Below are 21,743 nucleotides of genomic sequence, written 5' to 3' on the forward strand. Positions count from 1 at the left end.
GCTGGGTTGACCGGCGTCGTGAGCGGGTCATCAGTAGGCCCCGGTGGGGGCGAAGACGGCGCGGAAGGTGCGCCACAGGATCATGAGGTCCCCCATGATCGACCAGTTCTCCACGTAGTACAGGTCCAGCCGGACCGAGTCGTCCCAATCGAGATCCGACCGCCCGCTGATCTGCCACAGCCCCGTGATGCCCGGCTTGATGAGCATCCGGCGGTGCGTGTAGCGCTCGTACTTCCCGACCTCCCGGCTGAGCGGAGGCCGGGGCCCGACGAGGCTCATCTCGCCCTTGAGGACGTTGAGGAACTGCGGGAGCTCGTCGAGCGAGTACTTCCGCATCCACTTGCCGCACCGGGTGACGCGCGGATCGTCCTTGACCTTGAACAGGACTCCCGCGCCCTCGTTGTCCGCCTCGAGGTCCCGGAGCCGCGACTCGGCGTCCTGCACCATCGAGCGGAACTTGAGCATCGAGAACGGCCGCCCCGCCTTGCCGATCCGTTCCTGGCGGAACAGGATCGGGCCCTCCGAGTCGAGGTGCACGATGATCGCGAGGACGCCCAAGATCGGCGCGAGCATCACGAGGGCCGCGCTCGCGAGCACGAGGTCGAGGGCCCGCTTCACCACGTGCTTCGCGCCCGTGTAGTGCGGCAGGTCCACCTCCATGAGCGGGAGTCCCTGGACGGGCCGCCAATGGATGCGCGGCCCCGCGACGTTGGTGAGGGTCGAGGCGAGGACCAGCTCGGCATCGTGCTGTTCGAGGTTCCACCCGAGCTCCCGCACGTAGCGGTTGCCGCCCGGAACCGGGCCGGCGATGATCACGGCAGCTGCCTTCTTGAGCGCGACCGTCCGCACGACGTCGTCCGTCGAACTCAGGACGGGGAGCCGCACGCCGTCGACCGCGAGGCTCTGGCCGCGCCGCCCGCCCGGGAGGACGGCACCCAGGACGTTGTAGGGCGCGCCGTCGCTCGCGGCGATCCGCCGCACCACGTAGCGCACGTCCTCGGGTTCGCCGACCACGACTGCGGGCGTGAGGTACAGACCGTTCTGGCGCTGGTGGTTGAGCCAGCGCCGGCTCACCCACCGCACGGCGAGGAGCGCCATGACACCGGAGCCGAACACGAGCGCGAACACGTGGGCGGGGAGCCAGTTGGTCATGAGCACCGAGGCGATGGCCAGAACGGCGAAGAGCTGGAACGATGCCGCGACAACTCGCCGGTACTCCTCCGCGCCGATCCCCAGCACCGACGCGTCCCGGCTTCCATAGACGCCGAGCGCCACGGGCCACAGGACGGCAATCGCGACGACGGCGGCGAGCCCCCGCGGGCTCGTGTCGCCGAGGATGAGCCCGCCCGCCGCGGCAGCGAGGACGACGGCGGAATCCGCCGCACGCAGGTACAGCGCGTATCGTCGTGGCCAGGCCTGCGCCCGGGCCGAGCGGGCGATGCGCGCTGACGGTGAGCCGGGCTTCAGGACGGACGAGAGGCGGGGACCCCACCACGCGGTGATCGAGTGGGCCACGTTCTGCTGCGCGCCTACGGACATGACAGTTCCTCGGCTTCCCCAAAATGGGGACCGGTCGGTGTTGCCGGTCCCTCACCACTCCAGTACAGCCGCGCGGTGTTCGGCGGTCACCAGTAGTCGGTACCCGAGCTTCAACCCGCCCTCTGAGGGTGAACCCTTGGCCTGTACGCAGGAGTGCGCGAACCCATTACGCGTAGTTGCGCACTCGGCACTGGGCACGGCGTGCGAGTACTCGAATGGTCCTGTATATCGCCGAGTCGCTTCGAGCAGACCGGCCCCTGACCTGCGGTTACTCGGGGCGTGGCGTCGCCCCGAAGGCGAGTAGCGCGGCGCCCGCGGCAGGCGTCAGTCGTTCACCGCGTCGCGCAGCTCGTCCCGGCTGCGCACGCCGAGCTTCGCGTAGCTACGGTGCAGGTGGCCTTCGACGGTGCGCACGGAGAGGTGGAGCTGGTCCGCGATCTGCCGATCGCTCATGCCCTCGAGCGCGAGGTCCACGACGTCCTGCTCGCGCCGGCTGAGCCGGAGGGACGCGAGGATCGCTTCCTCTTGCTCCCCCGCCTCGCCGGAGCCCGGCAGGCCCTCGCACGCCCGGGCGAGGGAGCCGGCCCGGCGCGCCGCCGCGCGGTCGCCCACCGCGTCGAAGCACCCGGCCGCCCGGGCGTAGGCGGCCCGCGCCCGGCGGTACAGGTCGAGCCCTTGAAAGAGCTCGCCTGCCGCGAGGTACCCGTCGCCGCTCCCGGCGGCTTCGGCGGCGGCCCAGGCGCCCCATGCCGCGGCCCACGGGCCCTCGGCCGCCGCCGCGAGCTCCGCGGCACGCCCGTCCACGTCCGCCGCGCCGAGCTCGAAGCCCAGGACACGGGCCAGGAGCTCCCAGCCGGGCCGTCCCGCGGCGCGGTTCTCCTCGGCGATCCCGTCGAGAAGCGGCCGGCCCGAGCCGGGCGCCATCAGCTCGAGGGCGCCCGCGCGGTGCATCGCGGCGACCTGGCGCATGGCCACGCTGCCCAGGCCGGCCGTCGCTTCCGCGCGGGCGAGGTGCTGGCGAGCCGCCGCGGCGTTGCCCGTGGCGGCGGCCGCCCAGGCCGCAAACGACGTCGCGACCCCCAAGAGCTGGAGGGGATCCACGAGCTCGAGGTTCTCGACGACGTCCCGCAGGATCGACTCGGCCTCGGGCTCGCGGCCCTGGCGCAGGAAGGCGTAGGCCCGCGCACAGTAGAGTCCCGGCCCGAACACGACGATGGGCCGCAGCGTGCCGCCCGGATACGAACTCAGGACGCCTTCGACGCTCGGCCAGTCGCCCACGAGGAGCGCCGCGGCCAGGTAGCGGAGCAGCCCGTGCTCCTCGAGCGGGAAGTGCTCGTCGTCGGCCTCGGGGTCCGAGAGCGCGAGCCCCGTGGTCCGCACGGCCGCCTCGAAGCGGCCCGCAGCAAGCTGGACCTCCGCGTCCAGGATGAGCCACAGGTTCCGTTCGATCGCGGGTGCCGCGGCGGCCTGCGGGAGCCGGCCGTCGTGGTCGAGGGCCTTGACGACGGCGGCGAAGTCCGCGCGCTCGACCGCGGCGAGGGCGCGGAGCAGCCGGGCGCGCCGGAGCACGGACTCCTTCACGCCCGGGCCGTACGGGATCCCGCCCGCGCCCGTGCGGAGGTCGACGCCCTCGGCCGCCCATTCGAGCTCGGCGGCGTCCGCGTCCACGAGGTCGAGTTCGCCGAGGGCGGTGCGCGCCGTGAATTTCACGAGCGAGCCTGCGAGCACGTCGCGGACGTCCGACGGCACGGCCGGACCGACGGACAGGGCGGCAAGCGCCGCCGCTGGGTCGCCGAGGTTGAGGTGGGCGCGCGCCACGATGCCGCGCGCGAGCGAGCGTTCGGCCGACCGGTCGATGAGGGCGGCGGCCCTCAGCCCGAGGTCGTTGCGGAACGCGCGCACGGCGGCCGCCGCGCCGCGCACCAGCTCTGCGGCGGGGAGCGTGGCCCCGGTGTCGAGCGCGAGCTCGAGCAGGCGCAGCTCGTTGGCCGGCTGCCGCAGCTCCTCGCCGCCCAGCGCGAGCGCGCGTCGGTAAAGGTGAAGCCGGCGCGTCGCCGTCGTCATGCGGCGCACGGCGTCGGCCTTGAGCGGGTAGCGCAGCCGCACGCCTTCGGGGCCGGGCTCGGCGAACCAGCCGAGGTCGGTGAGGCGGTCCAGGACGTCGCGGTCGACCAGCACGCGGGCGGCGGCCCGCGGGAGCGGCTCCGTGAGGGCCACAAGCATGAGCACCTCCCGCTCTGCCGGCGTGAGCGATTCCATGCTGCTGCGCACGGGTTCGGCGAGCGCGTCGCCGCGGCTCGAGAAGCCGCTCGAAAGCAGCCAGATGCCGCGCTTGCGCACGAGCGTCCCGGCGGCCACCGCCTCGTCGATGAGGGAGAGGAGGTGGAGGGGATTGCCCCCGCTCAGGCCGTGCAGCACGCCTGTGGCCGTGACGGACAGGTTCCCGCCGAGATGCTCCTCTGCCACGTTCTGGCTCTCCTCGAGGCCCAGAGGCGCGAGCTCGATGCGCTCCGCGATGCCGTCGTGCCACATGTCGAGGAAGTCGCGGGGCAGTCCGTGGCGCGCCGTCCCGGCGGCGAGGAGCCGCACCCAGGACGAGGCGACGGCCTCCGCGATGAGGCCGGCCGAGCCGTCGTCGAGATCCTGCGCGTCGTCGACCACGAGGAGCACGGGGCGTCCCGCCTCGCCGGAGAGCCGATGCAGCTCGGCCCAGAGCGCGCGCAGCACGCCGATCCGGTCCTGGACGTCGTCGGGCGCGAGCTTGGGCAGGCACTCGATGAGGGCCGCGTACGTCACGGACCGGAGGCTGCGCCCCGTGCGGAGCTCGAGGACCTCGGTCTCGGCTCGGAGGGCCCCGACGACGTCGTCGAGCAGGTGCGTCTTGCCCATTCCGCCTTCTCCGACCACGAGGACGGCGCCGGTCCCCTCGCGGCGGAGCGCCCCCGAGGCGGCCGCGGCGAGGTCGCGCCTGGTCGCCTCGGCGACGGACCGACTCCCTGCCACCTTCACCCCCGGCCCCGCGGCCACGTCAGACCAAGCCTTCTAGCCCGCCCCGGGACGAGACCCCGAGTTTCATGAAGACCTGGTACAGATGCCCCTCGACGGTGCGCACGGAGACCCCCACCCCATCCGCGATGTCCCGGTTCGACGCCCCGGAGGCGGCCATGACGGCGATCTGCCGCTCGCGCTCCGTGAGCACCGGTGCCGGAACCTGCGGGACGAGCGGGAGCGTGGGGAGGATCCGGGTGAGCCGGTCGAGCCTCGTCTGGGCTCGGCCGGCCGCGGCGGACTCGCTGCGATCGCGCGCGAAGTCGAGCGCGAGCGCCGCGCAGCGCGCCTCGACCGCGTCGAGCTCCATCCCGTACGCGAGCTCCGCGGCGTCGAGGAGCGCCTCGGCGTCCTTGCGGCGCGACGCGCTCGCGACCGCGGCCATGAGATGCGCGAGCGGACCCTGCCGGTGATGGGAGAGACGCTCGATCCACAGGAATTCGCGCTCCGAACCAGGGACGCTCGCGCCGAACACGCAGATGCCGGCCGCCGTCACGCGCCCGGCGGCTTCGTCCTCGACGGCGTGCGCGAGCAGCGCCTCTGAGGCCGCCGCCTCGCCGAGCCACCGGCGGGCCATGCCCTCGCAGAAGTCGGCGACGAACTCGAAGACCCACGGCGCCCTGTTCTGGCTCGGGGCCGCGTGCTCGAGGAACCGCTCCGCCTCGCCGGCGTCCCCGATCTGCGCGTAGGCGAACGCCGTCGTCGCGTACGCTGCGCGGAGGGCGTTCCGGGCCGGGAACTCCTCGAGCTGGGCCACGGCGTTGAGCAGCGGCTCGAGCGCCGCGCTCCCCCGTCCGGCCAGGACGAGCGCGACGGCGAGGAACAGCTCGGCAATGCCGCCGCGCAAGCTCAGTCGCCGCCCGCCGCGGTCCACATACGCCTCGAAGAGGTCGACGCAGCGCTTCCAGTCCCCCGTGCTGATCCAGACGGCGAACGCAGCGGTGAGGTACGCGTCGTCGTCCGTGTGCAGCGGCGAGTTGAGCCCGAAGGAGGCCATGAGCGCCGCGGCGTCCGCCTCGCGTCCGCACGCCGCCCAGCCGAGGGCCAGGAGCAGCGAGCTCTCGCGCCGGAAGTACTCGCTCGAGCCCGTGCGCCGCGACGCCGACTCGAGCGCGTCGAGCACCGAGGAGAAGTCGCCCTGGAAGGAGTGCATCCGGAACTCCGCAAGGTCCAGGACCTCGCCGGCGTCCTTGACGTCGGACGGATCGTCGTCGCCCCGCTTCGCGAGTTCGTCCCACGCGACATGCAGCGGCTCCTGCGGGTCGCCGCGCTCTGGGAGCCACGTGAGGAGCTCGGACCTCGCGGCGGCGTGCCGCGCCATCGTCACGGCGTCGAGGCGCGCGATGGACTCGGGCGGCACCGCGCCGAGCACCGAGAGCGCCTCGTCCTTGCGTTCGAGGAGGGACAGCGCGGCGGCCCGCTGGAACGCGCCCTCGACCGCGGTGGGGCCCACGAGGTCCGGCGCTCGGTCGAGGAGTTCGAGGGCGCGGCGCGGTTCGTACAGCGCGATCGCGGCGCGGGCCGCGTGGACGGTCAGCTCCGGCGCGAGCGTGCTCCCCACGCCGAGGCTCCACTCGACGTAGGAGACCAGATCCTCGCGGTCGAGCCCGGTCTCCTCGGGGGCCCCGCCGAGGGACGTCAGGGACGCGAGCTCGCGGTGCCGGTCGGGCCCGAGCCGCTCCCGGACGAGCTCGGCCATGCGGGGCTCGCGCAGGTACGCGCAGCGGTGCTCGGTCGCATCCACGGAGATGAGCGCGCGGTCCTCCATGTCCACGAGCACCTCGGAACCGAAAAGCCCGGCGAGTCCCGCGATGGGGACCCGCCGGGCCACGGCCAGGTGTTCGATGACCTCGCGGACATCCTGCGGTTCGCGCGCCCACCGAGCGCGGATGATCTCATCCGTCCCACTTCCCGGTTCCGGCTCGACCGCGCCGTCGAGCGTCCACACCCCGCCCCGCTTGTGGAGGTTGCCCGTGGCCCGCTCGCGCCGGACGATTCCCTGGACGGATGCGGGGTTCCCCCCGCACGCGTGGTGGAGCTCGCCCACGGCGGACGAGGCGACACGCCCGTCCACGAGCGCGGAGACGAGGAGCCTGGTCTCGGGGATGCCGATCCCGTGCAGGGGGATCTCGGCGAGACGCCCGCGCCGCACGAGCCGCAGGAAGTCCGCGGGCAGGTCGGTGGCGCGCTGCGCCACGGCCAGGAGCCTCGCGGTTCCGGTCAGGAGCAGATGCAGGAGGACGCCGACGCTCCCCTCGTCCAGGGTCCCGGTGAATTCGACGACGAGGACCACAGGATGGCCCCCGGAATCCTCGCGGAGCATGCGTTCGACGGCGAGAAGGAGTCCCGTGGGCGAGGACGCCGTGCCCTTGGGGAGACGCGCGAGGAGCGCGCCGAGGCACGCGTAGGCGGTGGTCGGGCCCGTGGTCGACGTCCGGAGCCGCAGCGGGTACACGCCCGCACCGAGCGAGGTCAGGACCGCGCTCGCGAGGAACGACTTCCCCACCCCGGGCGGCCCCGAGATGACGGTGCCGAGGGACCCGCGGGCCTCGAGCGCGCGCGTCGCGGCCTCGAGTTCACTCTGCCGGACGAGCATGGCCCATTGCAGGCGATCGGCCTGGCGCTCCGCCGCGTCTGGCGACGGCCTGACTTGCCGTCTCGGCAGCGCCGAGACGGCTGAATCTCGCAGCATCAGCATGCCTCCCCCCGCCCACGGCGACCTTTCGCCCCCGGAGTCAGCCATAGAGTACGCCGAAGTCACAGATCGGCAACAGGGAAATGAGGCCTACCCTGAGGGGGCCTTACGCAACTCTGACGCGGCCGGAATCAGCCCTGTGCCTGGCGCGCGGCGTCCTCCGCAGCGACCCACGCGATCATCGCGCACTTCACCCGCGCGACGTATCTCGAGACGCCCTCGAAGGCCGCGGCGTCGCCCAGGACCTCGGGGTCGCCGGAGATCGCACCCCGCGAGCGCAGCATGTCCCGGAAAACGGAGACGAGCGCCTGGAAGTCCTCGGTCGTGGCGCCCTCCGCGAGATCGTGGAGCACGGAGGCGGACGCCATCGAGATCGAGCATCCGTGGCCCTCCCAGCGAAGGCTGCGGATCGCGCCGTCGGCCACGTCCACGCGCACGGTGACCTCGTCGCCGCACACGGGGTTGAGCTGATGGGACTCGCCGTGGCCGGCTGCCGGCGTGGGCGCGCCGTCGAAGCCGCTCCCGTGCCGTTCCTTCGCGTGCTCGAGGATGACCTGCTGGTACAGCGCGTCCAGGCTCATGCGCCCACCTTCGCGGTGACCCCGAAGTAGCCGCGCACCTCGGCGAGCGTCGCGACGAGCGCATCGACGTCCGCCTCGGTCGTGTAGAGGTACGCGCTCGCGCGGGTCGAGGCTGTGAGTCCGAGGCGGCGATGGAGCGGCTGGGCGCAGTGGTGGCCCACGCGGACGGCGATGCCCCGGCTGTCGAGGTACTGGCCGACGTCGTGCGCGTGCACGCCGTCGACGTCGAACGCCGCGAGCCCGAAGCGCGCGTGGCCATACCACTGCTCGCCGGGCGCGGGGCCGAGCAGCCGGACGCCGTCGATCGCGGCGACGCCCTCCGCGAGCCGGGCGCCGAGCTCGGCCTCGCGCGCGGCGATGCGCGCCATCCCGGTCTCGCTCAGGTAGTCGACCGCGGCGGCGAGCGCCACGGCCTGCGAGATGCGCTGCGTCCCGGCCTCGAAGCGCTGCGGCGCGGGCAGGTACTCGGCGCGCTCCATCGTGACCTTCGTGATCATCGAGCCGCCCACGAGGAACGGCGGCAGGGCGTCGAGGAGCTCGGCTCGGCCGTAGAGCGCCCCGATGCCCGTGGGCGCGAGCATCTTGTGGCCCGAGAACGCCGCGAAGTCGACGCCGAGCGCCTTGACGTCCACGGGCATGTGCGGGACCGACTGGCACGCATCGAGGACCACGAGCGCGCCGGCCCGGTGTGCGAGCTCGACGAGGTCCCCTACCGGGCTCACGGTGCCGAGCACGTTCGAAGCGTGCGAGAACGCAAGGATCCGGGTCCGTGGCCCGATGATCCGGGCGGCCTCGGCGAGGTCCAGGCGGCCGGCGTCGTCCACCGGGATGTAGCGGAGGGCGGCGCCCGTGCGGAACGCGAGCTCCTGCCACGGGATGAGGTTGGCGTGGTGCTCGAGCTCGGTCACGACGATCTCGTCTCCCGCGCCGAGCGCGAAGCGCGCGAGCTCGGCTCCCCCGCGGCCACGCTCGGCCCACGCGCTCGCGTTGGAGAGCGCGTACGCCACGAGGTTGATCGCCTCGGTGGCGTTGGACGTCCACACGAGCTCCTCGGTCTCTGCACCGACGAACGCCGCCACCTTGGCGCGCGCGTCCTCGTACGCGTCCGTGGCGCGTACGGCGAGCTCATGGGCCCCCCGGTGCACCGCGGCGTTGCGCGACTCGTAGAAGTCCTGCTCCGCCTCGAGCACGCTGCGCGGCTTCTGCGACGTGGCGCCCGAGTCGAGGTAGACGAGCGGGTGCCCGTTGACCTCCTGATCGAGGGCGGGGAAGTCGCGGCGGATGCGCTCCGCCTCCGAGTCGTCGAGACGGGCCTCCTGGACGGTTCGCAGGCCGGCAGGGATGCTGACGAGGGCCACGGTGGCGGCTCCTTCACGCAGGGAGGACAATTACGTTACGGCTGTGTGCCGCAATCCATTCTCCCATGCTTCGCCGCGGGCCTCGGACGCGCGGCGGTTCGAGCCGCCAATCGACGCCCTGCGGCCCGTCAACCCAGCAGTCGATCCTCCCGACAGGGAAGAGCCGGCGACGGCTGGGGGAGGAACCTTGGTCTCGGGGAGGTTCCGTCGTCGCCGGCTCAGTCCTTGGGCTTGCCGTTTCGGGCTAGCCGTGCCGGGTGGCCCGACCCTTCAACTGTCCCACTCCGCGGGCCCGGAAGCATCAGTGGCAACTACGCATTTGCACGCCGGGCCCCGCTGCGCCACTACTTGCTCTGCTGCGCCGTGTACTCACCCTCCGGGGCGAGTCCGACGGCGGTCGAAAGCTGCTCGCGGCTACTCACCCCGAGCTTCGAATAGGCGCGGTAGAGGTGCCCCTCGACCGTCCGCACGGAGACGATGAGTCGGTCCGCGATCTCGCGGTCGCTGAGCCCGCTGATGGCGAGCGCGACGATCTGCCGCTCGCGCCGCGTGAGCTCCCCCGCCGACGCCGACGGCTGGGCGGGAAGCTCGGCCTCGCCGAGCTCCGCGTCGCAGGCGCGCTGCCCCTCCCACACCGCGCGGGCGTCCGCGCGCGACGGCGTGTTCTCGAGCTGGGCGAGCGCCTCGCCGTAGCAGTCGCGGGCCAGGCGCGGGTAGAAGGCGCTGCGCAGCGCATCGCCCGCCGAGCGCAGCGAATCGGGGCTTCCCTCGGCGAATGCGGCCGAGAGGAGCACGGCAGCCTCCGCCCACTCCCCCTCCATGGGCCAGGAGACGGCGAGCAGCTCGTCGAGCCGGTCGCGCTGGCCTGCCTCGAACCAGAGGAAGAGCGCCTGGAGGCACACGTCCCGGCGCGGCCCCCGCACGGCGGCATCGACCACGTGCTCGAGCGAGGCGAGCGCGCCGTCGTCCGGGTGGACCGCGCACGCGGCCGCCGCGGCGAAGAGCTCCGCGATGGGCCGCACGATCGACGCGGAGACGCGCTCCGCGGACCGCGTGTCCTCGAGGAAGTCCGCGGACTTGCCCCAGTCGCCGAGCCGCGCCGCGGCATACGCCGCGCCTGCCGCGCACAGCTGGAAGACGTGCTGCGAGTCGCACACGCGGAGCTCCTCGAGCGTGGGCTCGAGGACCGCGAGCGCGGGCCCGAACTTCCCTTGGCGCAGGAAGGCGAGGCCGCGCGCGCACTCGAGGGTGGCCGCGAGTTGGAACGACTCCTCGTGGCGCCGCCTGCCCGAGAACCACGCGGGAATCGACTCGACGGCACCCCATTGGCCCGCGGTGACCGCCGCGTAGACGAGCCGGACGGCGGCAAACTCGGCGAGGCACCCGCTCCCCTCGACAGATCCGAGCAGCTCGAGCGCTCTCGACGCTGCGGAGACGCTCTCGAGCAGGAGCCCCCGGCACGCGAGCACTTCGGCCTCGAGCGCGGCCGCGACCGCGCGCTCCACCGCGGAGCGCTCCGTCGCCTCGGTGGCCCGCCACGCGGCCAGCCCGACCTCGAGCGCCACGTAGTCGCCTGCGACGGAGGCGAACACGAGGCGCAGGAGGTCCCACGGCCCGCCGTCGGCCGCGGCCGCGAGCCGCTCGACGTCGCGCGCCATCTCCTCGCGGGGATGCCCGAGCGCGTCGCGGCTGTAGAGCCAGAGGAGCCCCGCCGTGAGCACGCCTTCGGCGTCGAGCTCGGCGGACGGCTCGAGCAGCCGCGCCGCCTCGCTGTGCCGGCTCGCGGAGTACGCCACGATCCCGCGCACCAGGAGGGCCTCGGCCCGGAGTTCGGGCGACCTCACGGCGTCGGCCGCGCGGAGCGCGAGCGAGGTCTCGCCGAGGCGCGCCGCAAGCTTCGCGGCCCGCAGGAAGGTCGTCTCTTCGAGCGCGAGCCCACAGCCGAGCGCCCACGACACGGCGCAGAGAAGACCGTCGGCGGTCGCGATCTGCCGGGCGCGATGGTTCGCGGCGAGCTGCTGGAGCCGGAGCGAGCGGCTCAGCGGGATGAGCTGGAAGATGGCCTCGCCGTAGACGCTGTGACGGAGCCGGAGGGAGCCATCGGGCCCGTCCGGCGGCAGGATGAGCCGCTTCGCGACGAGGCTCCGCACCACCTCGGCCGAATAGCTGCCCTCGACGAGGCTGAGCGCCGCGGGCTGCGCGACGGCCACGAGCATGAGCGCGTCGCGCTCGTCCGCGGAGAGCCGCTGGAGCTGCTCGCGGACCAGCCCCACGAGGCCGTCGCCGCGGCGCTCGAGCTCGGACGCGAGGATCCACGTGTTCTTGCGCTCCACGAGCGCGCCCGTGCTCTGAGCCTCATCGACGAGGCAGCGCAGGAGCATGGGGTTCCCCTGCGACTCGCGCCACAGCCTGCGCACGGTCGAGGGCAGGACGCGGCCCCCGAGCGTCGATTCGAGGAAGAGGGCGGCCTCGGGATACGCGAACGGCTCAAGGTCGATCCGCTCGGCGCTCCCGTCGAGCCAGAGCTGCATGAGCGGCGGCGGGAGGAGGGCGCCGTCGGGCGAGGTGACGAGTGCCTGCGCCCATCCGGCCCCCACGAGCTCGGCGATGACCTCTGCCGTGAGCGAGTCGATCGAATGCGCGTCGTCGATGACGAGCACCAGCCGGCTCTCGGGGCCGTCGCGCAGCTCCTCGATGCGGCGCCAGAACGCACGCAGCACAGAGATCCGCGAGCCGGCCTCCTCAGTGGGCAGCCCGCCGAGGAACGGGGCTAGCACACCATAGGGCACGCGCTGGAGCGACGGGCTCCCGTGGATCTCGAACAGCTGGGTGGCGGGCGCGACCTCGTCCCGCACCGCCGCGATGAGCGCCGACTTCCCCACTCCGGTCTCCCCCAGCACGAGCACGGCCGGGACCCGGTCGCGGAGCAGCGCGGCGCACCGCGCAGTCTCGTGCTCCCGGCCGATCACAGCAGCCCCGCGAGTTCCGAACGGGACGTGATCCCGAGCTTCGAGAACACCTGGTACAGATGACCCTCCACGGTACGCACTGACAGCCCCATCTCCTCAGCGATCGTCCGGTTTGATTCCCCGCGGGCCGCGAGCACCGCGACCTCGCGTTCCCGCGACGTCAGCAGCGGCCCGAGGCTCTGCGGGACGACGGGAAGTACTTCGACCAGGCCCGTGAGCCGGTCGAGGCGTGCCTGCAGGCTACGCGCGGAGCGCACGTCACCCTTGTCCCGCGCGACATCGAGGCCGACGGCGGTGCAGCGCGACTCGAGCGTGTCGAGGCCGAGCTCGGCGGCGAGATCCGCCGCGGCGATGAGGTCTGGGAGGCTCCTGAGCCGGGAGCCCCGCGCGAGGCGGCGGCCCAGCTCCGCGAGGGGCCCCTGCCGGTGCGCGCAGACCTCCTCGAGGAGGCTCAACTCCTCCTGCCCGGTGTCCACGGTGGCTCCCAGCAGCTTGATCCCCGCCATCGTCCACCGCCCCTCGAGCAGGTCCGCCCGGGCGGATGCGACAAGGCGGGCCGCGGCGCCCCGCTCGCCGATCCATCGGCGCGCCATGTCGGCGCAGAAGTCCATCGAGCTCTTGATCGAGTAATTGCACGGCGCGGACCATGCCTCGACCTTGTCCAAGTACGTGCGCGCGGCCGCGGCGTCCCCCTGCTGTGCGAACGCGAAAGCCGTGGCGGCGTAGGCGCAGCCGAGGGTGGACTGGACGTGGCCCTGCTCGAGCTGGGCGGTCGCGGCGAGGAGGACCGAGAGCGCCTCGGAGCCACGGCCCGCGTAGACGAGCGCGAGGCCCGCCGCGAACTCGTAGTGCGCGCCCTCGATCCGCAGGCTCGGGACCGTGGACCGCCCGGAGGAGCGGACCAGCGCGAGGCATTGGCGCCAGTGGCCGTTGAGCAGCAGGACGTAGAACGCGCGGGTTCCGAACTCGTGCCGCACGCGCATCGTTCCGGCGGGTCCGCCGAGCTCGCTCGAGATGTCGTGGAGCAGCGCGAGCGCGTCCGATTCGCGTCCCACGAACGCAAGCGACTGCATGAGCAGGCACTCCGACCGGAGCCGCAGTTCGGGGTCCCAGCCGAGGAGTCCGGCCTCGGCCCCCTCGAGCCGCTCGACGACGGACGTGAAATTTCCTTCATGCACGGCGTCGGCGAGCTCGACGAGGTCCAGGATGGCCCGCGCGCGCTCGGTCTCCTCGTCGGGGACGTCGGAAAGGCCCGCCTGCACAAGGAGCCGCGCCCGCGCGTCGTCAAGGAGCGGGCCGATCTCCTGCTCCCGCGAGGAAAGCACCCGCTTGGCCACGACAAGCGCCTCTATGAAGTCCGCGAACTCGACCGGCCCGAGGCTGTCGAGTTCGTCCTCGGTGACCTGCTCGAGCATCGAGTGGGCCTGGACGCGCTGGCCGAGGGCCAGATACGCCGTGGCGCGCAGCCGCTGGACGGTGGCCCACGTGCTGCGGACACGAGGGACGCCCTCGAGGCAGTCGAGCGCGAAGCGCGGATCGTAGAGCCGGAGGGCCGCACCCGCCGCCGCGATCGCGTGGGACGCCGGCAGCACGGTCTGGCACTCGCGGGTCCAGGCCGCGTAGCCCAAGAGCTCGACGACGCTGAGCGACGCGAGCTGCGGCTCCGCGTTCCCGATGATGAGCGCGCGGAGCTCCCGCCGCCGCGGGATGCTGAGCCAGCCGCGGACCACCTCCGCCATGATGGGATCCGCGAGCGAGACGGCGTTGCGCTCCTCGACGTGGATGAGGCCCGATTCGTCCATGAGCGCGACTGTCTCGGGTCCGAAGACGCTGGTGAGCCGCTCGAGCGGGAGCCGCCGCGCACACGCGAGCGCGTCGATCGCGGACTGCACTGCGATCGGCTCGCGTTCCACGCGGGAGCGCACCACGTCGTCGATCTCGCGGCTGCGCGTCGACTCGGCGTCCTCGGCAAGCGTCCACACGCCGTCGGCCAGGCGAAGCTGCTCGCTGAGCAGGAAGTCGCCGACGATCCGGTACAGGAGTTCGGGGTTCCCGTGGGCCATGGCGTGGAGGAGGCGGGCCACGGTCCGCGGCACGATCCCGCCGAGCACCTCGCGGAGCACCTGCTCCGTGCGGTCCTCGGGCAGGAGCTCGAGCGGGATCTCGCGGATGCGCTGCTCCGTGAGCATCCAGTGGAAGTCCTGCGGGAGGTCGCTCGTGCGGGTCGCCGTGACAATGACCTTGGCCCTGCCGGTGGTCATGAGCTGCACGAGGGTCGCCGTGCTCAGCTCGTCGAGTCCGCCCGGCGTCTCGAGGGCGATGACGGCGGGGCGGCCTTCGGCGTCCCGGACGAGCGTCTCCATGATGCCGCGCATCGTCGCGCCGGGGCTCTCGAGCGCCTCGTCGGGGAGCCTCGCGAGGAGCGGGGCGAGCGCGCCGTAGGGCGTCTCGGCGCCCGCAATCGTGCTGCGCAGGGTCTGGGCGTACGTGGACGGCGCGAGCGACCGGACGAGCGCGGTCTGGAACGCGCCCTTCCCGATGTCCCGCTCGCCGGTGATGACGATCCCGAAGCTGTGGGCGTCGGCGAGAGCGTCGCGGGCGGCCTGGAGCTCATCGCGGCGGACGCCGCGCATCCACTGGACGCGGTCAGCAGCGAATTCGCGGGCACCGCCAGACTGACGGCGCTCGGACACACCGGCCGACCACTGCATTGCCCCTCCCCAAGCTCCCCGCATCTGCAGGTGAGCACAAGATACCCCGTCTGGCCAACGGCGGGCAGGGCCTTAGGCAACTTTCATGTTGTACAAGTAAAAATGTTGCTTCACATTGGGCAGGAAGAGGGGCTCACGCCTTGGCCGGGTGGTGCTTCTGCTGGGCCGAGAGGAGGCCCTCGCGCACCAGGAGCTCCACGGCGTCGGCCGCCTCGGACAGGAGGAAGGGGAGGTCCTTGCGCTCTGCCGGCGAGAAGTCCCGGAGCACGTAGTCGGCGGCGTCCATGCGGCCCGGTGGCCGGCCCACCCCTACGCGGACGCGATAGTAGTCCTTCGTGCCGAGCGCCTTCGTGATGTCGCGCAGGCCGTTGTGCCCGCCTTCTCCACCGCCGAGCTTGAGGCGGACGGTGTCGAACGGGATGTCGATCTCGTCGTGGACCGCGACGACGCGCTCGGGCTCCACGCCGTAGAACTTCGCGGCGGAGGAGACCGGGCCGCCTGATTCGTTCATGTAGGTGACCGGCTTGGCGAGGACCACGCGGGGGCCGCCGATGCCGAGCCGCCCCTCGAGCACCATCGCGCGCGAGCGATGCGAGGAGAAGCCCCCACCCACGCGACCCGCGAGCTCGTCGAGGACCATGTAGCCCACGTTGTGGCGGTTGCCACTGTACTTGGGTCCCGGGTTACCGAGGCCGACAATGAGCCATGTCTCTGCCATGGGGTTTGGCGCTCCTTCGGGGGCGGCGGGGGGCGGGCGAATTCGTCTCGGGTACAGATAACCCTCGATCTAGACGTCTCGGGTACAGATAACCCTCAAGCTAAGCCTCTCGGGTACAGATAACCCTCGACCTAAGCCTCTCGGGTACAGATGATCTGTACCCGAGACCTGTAGCCGAAACGAAAAGGGCGGCGGCCCGTCCCCACCGGGAACGGGCCGCCTGAGGTTCGTGCAGCAGACTACCTGCTTACTCGGCAGCTTCCTCGGCGGGCTCCTCGGCCTCGGCAGCCTCGGCGGCCTCGCCCTCGGCGGGCTCCTCAGCCACGACGACGGCCTCGGAGATGTTGACGACGATCGCGTCGGCCTCCGTCACGAGCTCCACGTTATTCGGGAGCTTGACGTCGCCGGCGTGGACGTGCTGGCCGATCTCGTGGCCCTCGATGCTGACCTCGAGCACGGACGGGAGGTGGGTCGCCTCGGCCTCGACCGTCACCGTCACGGCCTCCTGGGTGACGACCGTCCCCGCGGCGGCCTCGCCGACGAGGTGCACGGGCACGTCCACGGAGACCTTCTCGCCGCGGCGAACCGTGAGGAGGTCGACGTGCTCGATGATCTGGCGGACCGGGTCCCGCTGGATGTCCTTGACGAGCGCGAGGTGCTCTTCGCCCTCGATGTCGATCGTCAGGAGGGCGTTCGCGGCGCGCACGGCGATCATGGTCTCGTGGCCCGGCAGGTTGACGTGCAGCGGCTCGGCACCGTGGCCGTAGATGACTGCGGGGATCTTGCCGGCGGCGCGGGCGCGGCGGGCGTAGCCCTTGCCGAATTCGGTGCGCTTCTGGGCGGCGAGCTTCTCGCTCATTCTTGCTCCTTCGATGGTCGGTTGGCCTGACGCGAGGGCGGCCACAACTGGCCCGCACACCTCGAGCGCCACAAGGCACCCCGGAGGAGTCTCAGACCCAGTCGATCACGGCCCCGCCGCCTCGTGAGCACAGGCTCACAGCGGCCGATTCCCTCGCCAAGGTTCGCCGTCCATCGTACCAGACCAGCGCGCCCCCTCACCGCGCCCGGCAGACAGAGCGAGCGGACGACGGCGGTGTGCACCCGCCGTCGTCCGCTCGCGCTGGAGGCTGCTCGCCTCGAAGGTGCGGCTAGCTGCGGCCGTCGAAGAGGCTCGTGACCGAGCCGTCGTCGAAGACCTCGTGGATGGCGCGCGCGATGAGCGGCGCGATCGAAAGGACCGTGAGCTGCTCGAAGCGCTTGTCCGACGCGATGGGCAGCGTATTCGTCACGACCACCTCGCGTGCCCCGCACTCCGCGAGCCGGCGTGGCGCCGGGTCGGAGAACACGGCGTGCGTCGCGGCGATGATCACGGAGCGAGCGCCGGCGTTCTTGAGCACCTGGACGGCGCCGGAGATCGTGCCGCCGGTGTCGATCATGTCGTCGATGAGCACGCAGTCGCGCCCCTCGATCTGGCCGACGACCTGCTTGGAGACGGCCTGGTTGGGCACGTTGACATCGCGGGACTTGTGGACGAACGCGAGCGGCGCGCCGCCGAGCCGCTCTGCCCACTGCTCGGCCACGCGCACGCGACCGGTGTCAGGGGACACGACCGTGACCTTGTTGAGGTCCACGCGCGTGCGCACGTAGTCGGCGAGGAGCGGGATCGCCATGAGGTGATCGACCGGCCCGTCGAAGAAGCCCTGGATCTGCGCGGTGTGCAGGTCAACGCTCATGAGGCGGTGTGCGCCCGCGGTCTTGTAGAGGTCCGCGATGAGGCGGGCCGAGATGGGCTCGCGGCCGCGGTGCTTCTTGTCCTGACGGGCGTACGGGTAGAACGGCGAGACGACCGTGATCCGCTTGGCGCTCGCGCGCTTGAGCGAGTCGATCATGATGAGCTGCTCCATGATCCACTCGTTGATCGGGGCAGGGTGTGCCTGGATCACGAAAGCGTCGGCGCCGCGCACGCTGTCCTCGAAACGCACGTAGGTCTCGCCGTTCGCGAAGTCGTACGCCGACGTCGGCAGGAGCTCGGTGCCGAGCTCCTTGGCGATCTCCTGCGCGAGCTCGGGATGGGCCCGGCCTGACGCGACGACGAGGCGCTTCTCGCCGTGGGCCGTGATCTCGGTCATCTACTTGCCTTCTTCTGTCGTGGGACTGCTGGCGGGGGGAGAAACCTCTGCTCGCGCGGCCGCGGCGGCGAGGGCCGACGGCGACCCGGGCCGCCTCGCCTCCGTCCAGCCCTCGGCGTTGCGCTGCGGCGCGACGCTCAGCGCGAGCGCCCCGGCCGGAACGTCCTTGCGCACCACGGCGCCCGCGCCTGTGTACGCGCCGTCGCCCACGGTGACCGGGGCCACGAAGACGGTGTTCGAGGCCGTCCGCACGTGCGCGCCGATCACAGTGCGGTGCTTGTTGACGCCGTCGTAGTTCGCGGTGATGTTGCCGCAGCCGATGTTCGTGCCCTCGCCGACCTCGGCGTCGCCCACATAGCCGAGGTGGGAGAGCTTCGCGCCGCGGCCGATCTGGGCGTTCTTCGTCTCGTAGAACGCCCCGATCTTGCCGTCCGCGCCGAGCACCGTCCCCGCCCGGAGGTACGTGAACGGGCCCACCGTGGCGCCCGGGCCGATCTGGGCCTTCGTGCCGTCCGTGCGGCGCACGTTCGCGCCCTCGCCCACAACGACGTCCGTGAGCGTCGTGTCCGGGCCCACCACGGCATCGCGCTCAATCACCGTCTGGCCGTGAAGCTGCGTGTTGGGCTTGATCGTGACGTCCTCGGCGAGCCGCACGGTCCCGTCGATCCAGGTGCTCGCCGGGTCGATCACCGTCACGCCCGCGCGCATCCAGGCCTCGACCGTGCGGCGGTTGTGCTCGGCCGCGAGCGCCTGGAGCTGGACGCGGTCGTTCGCGCCCTCGACCTGCCAGCGGTCCTCGGTGACGAGCGCCGCGACGCGACCGCCTGCCTCGCGCGCGATCGCGAGGACGTCGGTGAGGTACTTCTCGCCCTGCGCGTTGTCGGTCGTGACGCGGCGCAGAGCGTCGGCGAGGACCCGCGCGTCGAACGCGTAGATCCCGGAGTTGACCTCGCGGACCTCGCGCTCGTCGCTGGTCGCGTCCTTGTGCTCGCGGATCGCGGCGACCGCGCCGTCCTCGTCCCGCAGGATCCGCCCGTAGCCGTGGGCGTCGTCGAGGACGGCGGTCAGGACCGTCACGGCGTTGCCCTCGTCCTCGTGGCGGGCCACGAGCTCGCGCAGGAGGCCGGTGCTCAGGAGCGGGACGTCGCCATACGTGACCACGACCGTGCCCTCGAGGGCGGACTGGGCGGCCAGCGCGTCGAGCGCGACCTCCACCGCCCGACCAGTGCCCGGGATCTCGTCCTGGTCCACGATGAGGGCCGCGGCATCGAGCCCGGCGATGTGCTCCGCGACGCGGTCGCGCTCGTGGCGAACGACGACGGCGAGGCGCTGCGGCTCGAGGCCCCGCGCCGCGGCGAGCGCGTGGGCCACCATGGACCGGCCGCCGAGCTCGTGGAGGATCTTGGGGGTGCGGGACTTCATGCGAGTCCCCGCGCCGGCGGCGAGGACGACGACGGCGGCCGGCCCCTGAGCAACCGGTCCCCCGGCCGTGTGGGCCCCTGGCTGCGGCGACTCCGGGCGATCGGCTTCAGGGCTGTGTCCGGGGATCTCCGCATTCACTGTCGCTGGTTCTCCTGCTCGTCGGGTCCGGGTGGTCTGCTCGTTCACACCCCATCTAATGAGCGCTCGCCGGCCATTCTATCCGCTGGTCCGTCGGCGCCCGGTTCCGCTCCGTCGTTCCGCCCCTAGGATTCGAACCTAGACTGCACGGCTCCAAAGGCCGGCGTGCTGCCATTACACCAGGGCGGACCGTGCCCGGACCGACGGCGGGAATCCCCGCCGCAGCGCGTGGCACAGTCGTCTATTCTGCCATTCTTTTGGGCGCCCCAGCACTCACACGACGAGCCGCGCCCGCCCGGAGAACCCGTCCCCTCCCGGGCCGAAGTCCTGCAAGTCCTTACGATGGTCGAATGACCCAACCGAGCCCAGACCGAGCCGCGCCGCGGATCCGCATGACGGGCCCCGCGCGGCGTCGACAGCTCGTCGACGTGGGGCGCGGGCTCTTTGCGGCGAAGGGGGCCGACTCGGCCACGATCGAGGAGATCGCCTCCGCCGCCGGCGTGACGAAGCCCGTGATCTACGAGCACTTCGGCTCGAAGGAGGGCCTGTATCGGGTGGTCGTCGAGGAGGAGTCCGAGCTCCTCCTCGTGGGCATCACGGGTGCCCTCGCCGAGGACGCGAAGCCGCGCGTCCTCGTGGAGCGTGCCGCGATGGCGCTCCTGACGTACATCGAGGATCGCAGCGACGGCTTCCGGATCCTTGTGCGCGACGCTCCTCCCGGCCAGCAGGCGGGCGCCCTCGCCTCGCTCCTCTCCCGCGTCACGGCGCGCGTCGAGCACATCCTCGCGGACGAGTTCGCCGCACGCGGCTTCAGCGCAGGGGACGGTGCGATGTACGCACAGATGCTCGTCGGCATGGTCGCGATGACCGGCCAATGGTGGCTCGATGCCCGCTCCCCGGACAAGCGCACGGTCGCCGCCCACCTCGTCAACCTCGCATGGAACGGGCTCACGGGCCTTCAGAAGGAGCCCAGCCTCGTCGACGGCTTCTCGCATGCCTGAGCGCCCAGCCTCGTCGACGGCTTCTCGCATGCTTGAGGGCGCCGTCCGGACCCGTCAGGAATCGTCCTCCGAGCTGGGCTCCTGGTGGCCCGTACGGTACGTGCGCTCCTTGCGGCGCTCGGAGCGGTTCTTGCGGACGCGCCACACGATGATCCCGATCACCACGATGACGAGGACGATGGCGGCGAGGTCGCGGCCGGCCGCCTTCGCGACGACGTCGTACGAGGCTCCCGCGACGTAGCCGAGCAGCGTGAAGCCCACGCCCCACGTGACGCCGCCGAGCGCGTTGAACGCAACGAATCGGGGGTAGTGCATCTGCGAGGCGCCCGCAAGCGCGGGCATCATGGCGCGGAAGAACGCGACGAACCGTCCGAGGAACACGGCCCAGCCGCCCTTCCTCCGCAGGAACGCCTGGGCGTCCTCGAGCCTCTTCCGGTGGCGATCGAAGACCCGGAAGCCGAGCAGACGGGGTCCCAGATGCTTCCCGATCTCATAGCCCACGGTGTCCCCGACGATCGCGGCGAGGACCACGAGGGGAACCATGATCCCAATGTTCGCGTGGCCCTGGCTCGAGACCACGCCGCCGAGGACGGCCGCGGTCTCGCCCGGAATGACGAAGCCCACGAAGATGGCATCCTCGGCGAACACGAGCGCGAACACGACGAGGTACGCCGCAAGCGGCGGCATCCCGAGAATTGCCTCAACGATCGCGCCCATCTCAAGGATGCTAGCCCGGCAGTACGGACACATCCAGCAAGGACGCTGGATCCGAAAGCGCTACCCGGCGGCCCTGAGGCCGTCGATGCGCCGCACTTCGGCGCCGTCCGTCACGTGCACCATCCGGCGGCTCATGCCGCCGTCCTCCCGGATCCAGAAGACGCTCCCGTCTGGAGCGACCTCCTCGATGATCCCGGTCAGGTTGAGGCCTTCCAGGCCCTCGACGGCCACTGAATCACCGCGAACGAACCGCCCGAAATCATCCATATGCATTGTTGTCCCCTAGAGCAAGAGCTTGCTGTCCCAGTTCAAGCACCTTCAGCCTAGGAGGGCTTCGATACGCGGAGATGACGCGCCGGTGAACGCTGATCCTCCCTCGGGAACAGCTAGCCTGCGCCTACTCGAGCACCTCGGAGGCCTCGAGCCATGCGAGTTCGAGCTCCTCCTTCTCCGCGGCAATCCCCTGGAGCTGCGCGTTGAGCTCCGCGAGGCGGCCGTAGTCCTCGACGGCCCGCGCCATCTTCTCGTGCAGCGCGGCCTCCTGCTCTGCGAGCTTGCCGAGCTGTCGCTCCACGCGGTTGAGGTCCTTGCGGGCCTGGCGCTTCTCCGCCTCGGTGGCCCCGGCGGCGCCGCCCGTGCCGGCGCCCGCCCCGGTGCCCGACGCCGCGGACCGTGCCCCGCCGTCGTCGGCCGCGGCCTGCGCCCCGCCCGCCGCCG

At 72.0% G+C, this 21,743-nt stretch carries 14 protein-coding genes, 1 tRNA gene and 1 pseudogene; 1 reads left to right on the forward strand and 15 read right to left on the reverse strand.

Annotation, left to right across the window (positions count from 1 at the left end):
* Window positions 1-30: 30 nt before the first annotated feature.
* From E6A26_RS04700 to E6A26_RS04755, 12 genes are all read right to left on the reverse strand, one after another.
* On the reverse strand, window positions 31-1,539 hold the full coding sequence (locus E6A26_RS04700; RefSeq protein ID WP_136610019.1) for a sugar transferase: 1,509 nt from the start codon (window positions 1,537-1,539) through the stop codon (window positions 31-33).
* Between the two features lie 324 nt (window positions 1,540-1,863).
* A complete protein-coding gene (locus E6A26_RS04705) occupies window positions 1,864-4,542 on the reverse strand; it encodes a helix-turn-helix transcriptional regulator (protein WP_168928673.1) in 2,679 nt (892 codons plus the stop codon).
* Between the two features lie 25 nt (window positions 4,543-4,567).
* Window positions 4,568-7,279 carry a LuxR C-terminal-related transcriptional regulator gene (locus tag E6A26_RS04710; RefSeq protein WP_136610021.1) on the reverse strand — a complete coding sequence of 904 codons (2,712 nt, stop codon included), beginning with the start codon at window positions 7,277-7,279 and terminating at the stop codon, window positions 4,568-4,570.
* Window positions 7,280-7,413: 134 nt separating this feature from the next.
* Complete coding sequence (gene sufU, locus E6A26_RS04715) at window positions 7,414-7,863, reverse strand: Fe-S cluster assembly sulfur transfer protein SufU (RefSeq protein WP_136610022.1); 450 nt, start codon at window positions 7,861-7,863, stop codon at window positions 7,414-7,416.
* Window positions 7,860-9,221, reverse strand: coding sequence for a cysteine desulfurase (locus E6A26_RS04720; protein ID WP_136610023.1), 1,362 nt, complete (start codon window positions 9,219-9,221; stop codon window positions 7,860-7,862). The genes sufU and E6A26_RS04720 overlap by 4 nt, the downstream gene beginning before the upstream one ends.
* 344 nt (window positions 9,222-9,565) lie before the next feature.
* Window positions 9,566-12,190 (reverse strand): helix-turn-helix transcriptional regulator, encoded by a 2,625-nt coding sequence (locus tag E6A26_RS04725; protein ID WP_136610024.1) that lies wholly within the window; start codon window positions 12,188-12,190, stop codon window positions 9,566-9,568.
* Window positions 12,187-14,901 carry a helix-turn-helix domain-containing protein gene (locus E6A26_RS04730; protein WP_136610025.1) on the reverse strand — a complete coding sequence of 905 codons (2,715 nt, stop codon included), beginning with the start codon at window positions 14,899-14,901 and terminating at the stop codon, window positions 12,187-12,189. The genes E6A26_RS04725 and E6A26_RS04730 overlap by 4 nt, the downstream gene beginning before the upstream one ends.
* A gap of 133 nt (window positions 14,902-15,034) precedes the next feature.
* On the reverse strand, window positions 15,035-15,619 hold the full coding sequence (pth, locus tag E6A26_RS04735) for an aminoacyl-tRNA hydrolase (protein ID WP_136610026.1): 585 nt from the start codon (window positions 15,617-15,619) through the stop codon (window positions 15,035-15,037).
* Between the two features lie 247 nt (window positions 15,620-15,866).
* The gene (locus E6A26_RS04740) at window positions 15,867-16,478 is read right to left on the reverse strand and encodes a 50S ribosomal protein L25/general stress protein Ctc (protein ID WP_136610027.1); all 612 of its coding nucleotides are present in this window, start codon (window positions 16,476-16,478) and stop codon (window positions 15,867-15,869) included.
* A 289-nt stretch (window positions 16,479-16,767) separates the two neighbouring features.
* On the reverse strand, window positions 16,768-17,748 hold the full coding sequence (locus E6A26_RS04745; RefSeq protein WP_136610028.1) for a ribose-phosphate diphosphokinase: 981 nt from the start codon (window positions 17,746-17,748) through the stop codon (window positions 16,768-16,770).
* Complete coding sequence (gene glmU / locus E6A26_RS04750; RefSeq protein ID WP_268815207.1) at window positions 17,749-19,308, reverse strand: bifunctional UDP-N-acetylglucosamine diphosphorylase/glucosamine-1-phosphate N-acetyltransferase GlmU; 1,560 nt, start codon at window positions 19,306-19,308, stop codon at window positions 17,749-17,751.
* 117 nt (window positions 19,309-19,425) lie between these two features.
* Window positions 19,426-19,497, reverse strand: a tRNA-Gln gene (locus E6A26_RS04755).
* Between the two features lie 161 nt (window positions 19,498-19,658).
* On the opposite strand from E6A26_RS04755, the gene E6A26_RS04760 reads away from it, so the two are divergent.
* Window positions 19,659-20,309 carry a TetR/AcrR family transcriptional regulator gene (locus E6A26_RS04760; protein ID WP_234865043.1) on the forward strand — a complete coding sequence of 217 codons (651 nt, stop codon included), beginning with the start codon at window positions 19,659-19,661 and terminating at the stop codon, window positions 20,307-20,309.
* Between the two features lie 54 nt (window positions 20,310-20,363).
* Here the strand turns inward: E6A26_RS04760 and E6A26_RS04765 are convergent, their stop codons facing one another.
* From E6A26_RS04765 to E6A26_RS17555, 3 genes and pseudogenes are all read right to left on the reverse strand, one after another.
* The gene (locus tag E6A26_RS04765) at window positions 20,364-21,026 is read right to left on the reverse strand and encodes a DedA family protein (protein WP_136610029.1); all 663 of its coding nucleotides are present in this window, start codon (window positions 21,024-21,026) and stop codon (window positions 20,364-20,366) included.
* Window positions 21,027-21,086: 60 nt separating this feature from the next.
* On the reverse strand, window positions 21,087-21,299 hold the full coding sequence (locus E6A26_RS04770) for a hypothetical protein (protein WP_136610030.1): 213 nt from the start codon (window positions 21,297-21,299) through the stop codon (window positions 21,087-21,089).
* 124 nt (window positions 21,300-21,423) lie between these two features.
* A pseudogene (locus E6A26_RS17555) lies at window positions 21,424-21,743 on the reverse strand (ABC transporter ATP-binding protein); the annotation flags it as partial.

This window comes from Sinomonas albida (assembly GCF_004919045.1).
Lineage (GTDB): Bacteria > Actinomycetota > Actinomycetes > Actinomycetales > Micrococcaceae > Sinomonas > Sinomonas albida.

Bases quoted from the DNA above. Each gene is read 5' to 3' on its own strand.
- E6A26_RS04700 (WP_136610019.1), bottom strand. From the start codon at position 1,539: ATGTCCGTAGGCGCGCAGCAGAACGTGGCCCACTCGATCACCGCGTGG.
- E6A26_RS04710 (WP_136610021.1), bottom strand. From the start codon at position 7,279: ATGCTGCGAGATTCAGCCGTCTCGGCGCTGCCGAGACGGCAAGTCAGG.
- sufU (WP_136610022.1), bottom strand. From the start codon at position 7,863: ATGAGCCTGGACGCGCTGTACCAGCAGGTCATCCTCGAGCACGCGAAG.
- E6A26_RS04730 (WP_136610025.1), bottom strand. From the start codon at position 14,901: ATGCAGTGGTCGGCCGGTGTGTCCGAGCGCCGTCAGTCTGGCGGTGCC.
- pth (WP_136610026.1), bottom strand. From the start codon at position 15,619: ATGGCAGAGACATGGCTCATTGTCGGCCTCGGTAACCCGGGACCCAAG.
- E6A26_RS04740 (WP_136610027.1), bottom strand. From the start codon at position 16,478: ATGAGCGAGAAGCTCGCCGCCCAGAAGCGCACCGAATTCGGCAAGGGC.
- E6A26_RS04745 (WP_136610028.1), bottom strand. From the start codon at position 17,748: ATGACCGAGATCACGGCCCACGGCGAGAAGCGCCTCGTCGTCGCGTCA.
- E6A26_RS04760 (WP_234865043.1), top strand. From the start codon at position 19,659: ATGACCCAACCGAGCCCAGACCGAGCCGCGCCGCGGATCCGCATGACG.
- E6A26_RS04765 (WP_136610029.1), bottom strand. From the start codon at position 21,026: ATGGGCGCGATCGTTGAGGCAATTCTCGGGATGCCGCCGCTTGCGGCG.
- E6A26_RS04770 (WP_136610030.1), bottom strand. From the start codon at position 21,299: ATGCATATGGATGATTTCGGGCGGTTCGTTCGCGGTGATTCAGTGGCC.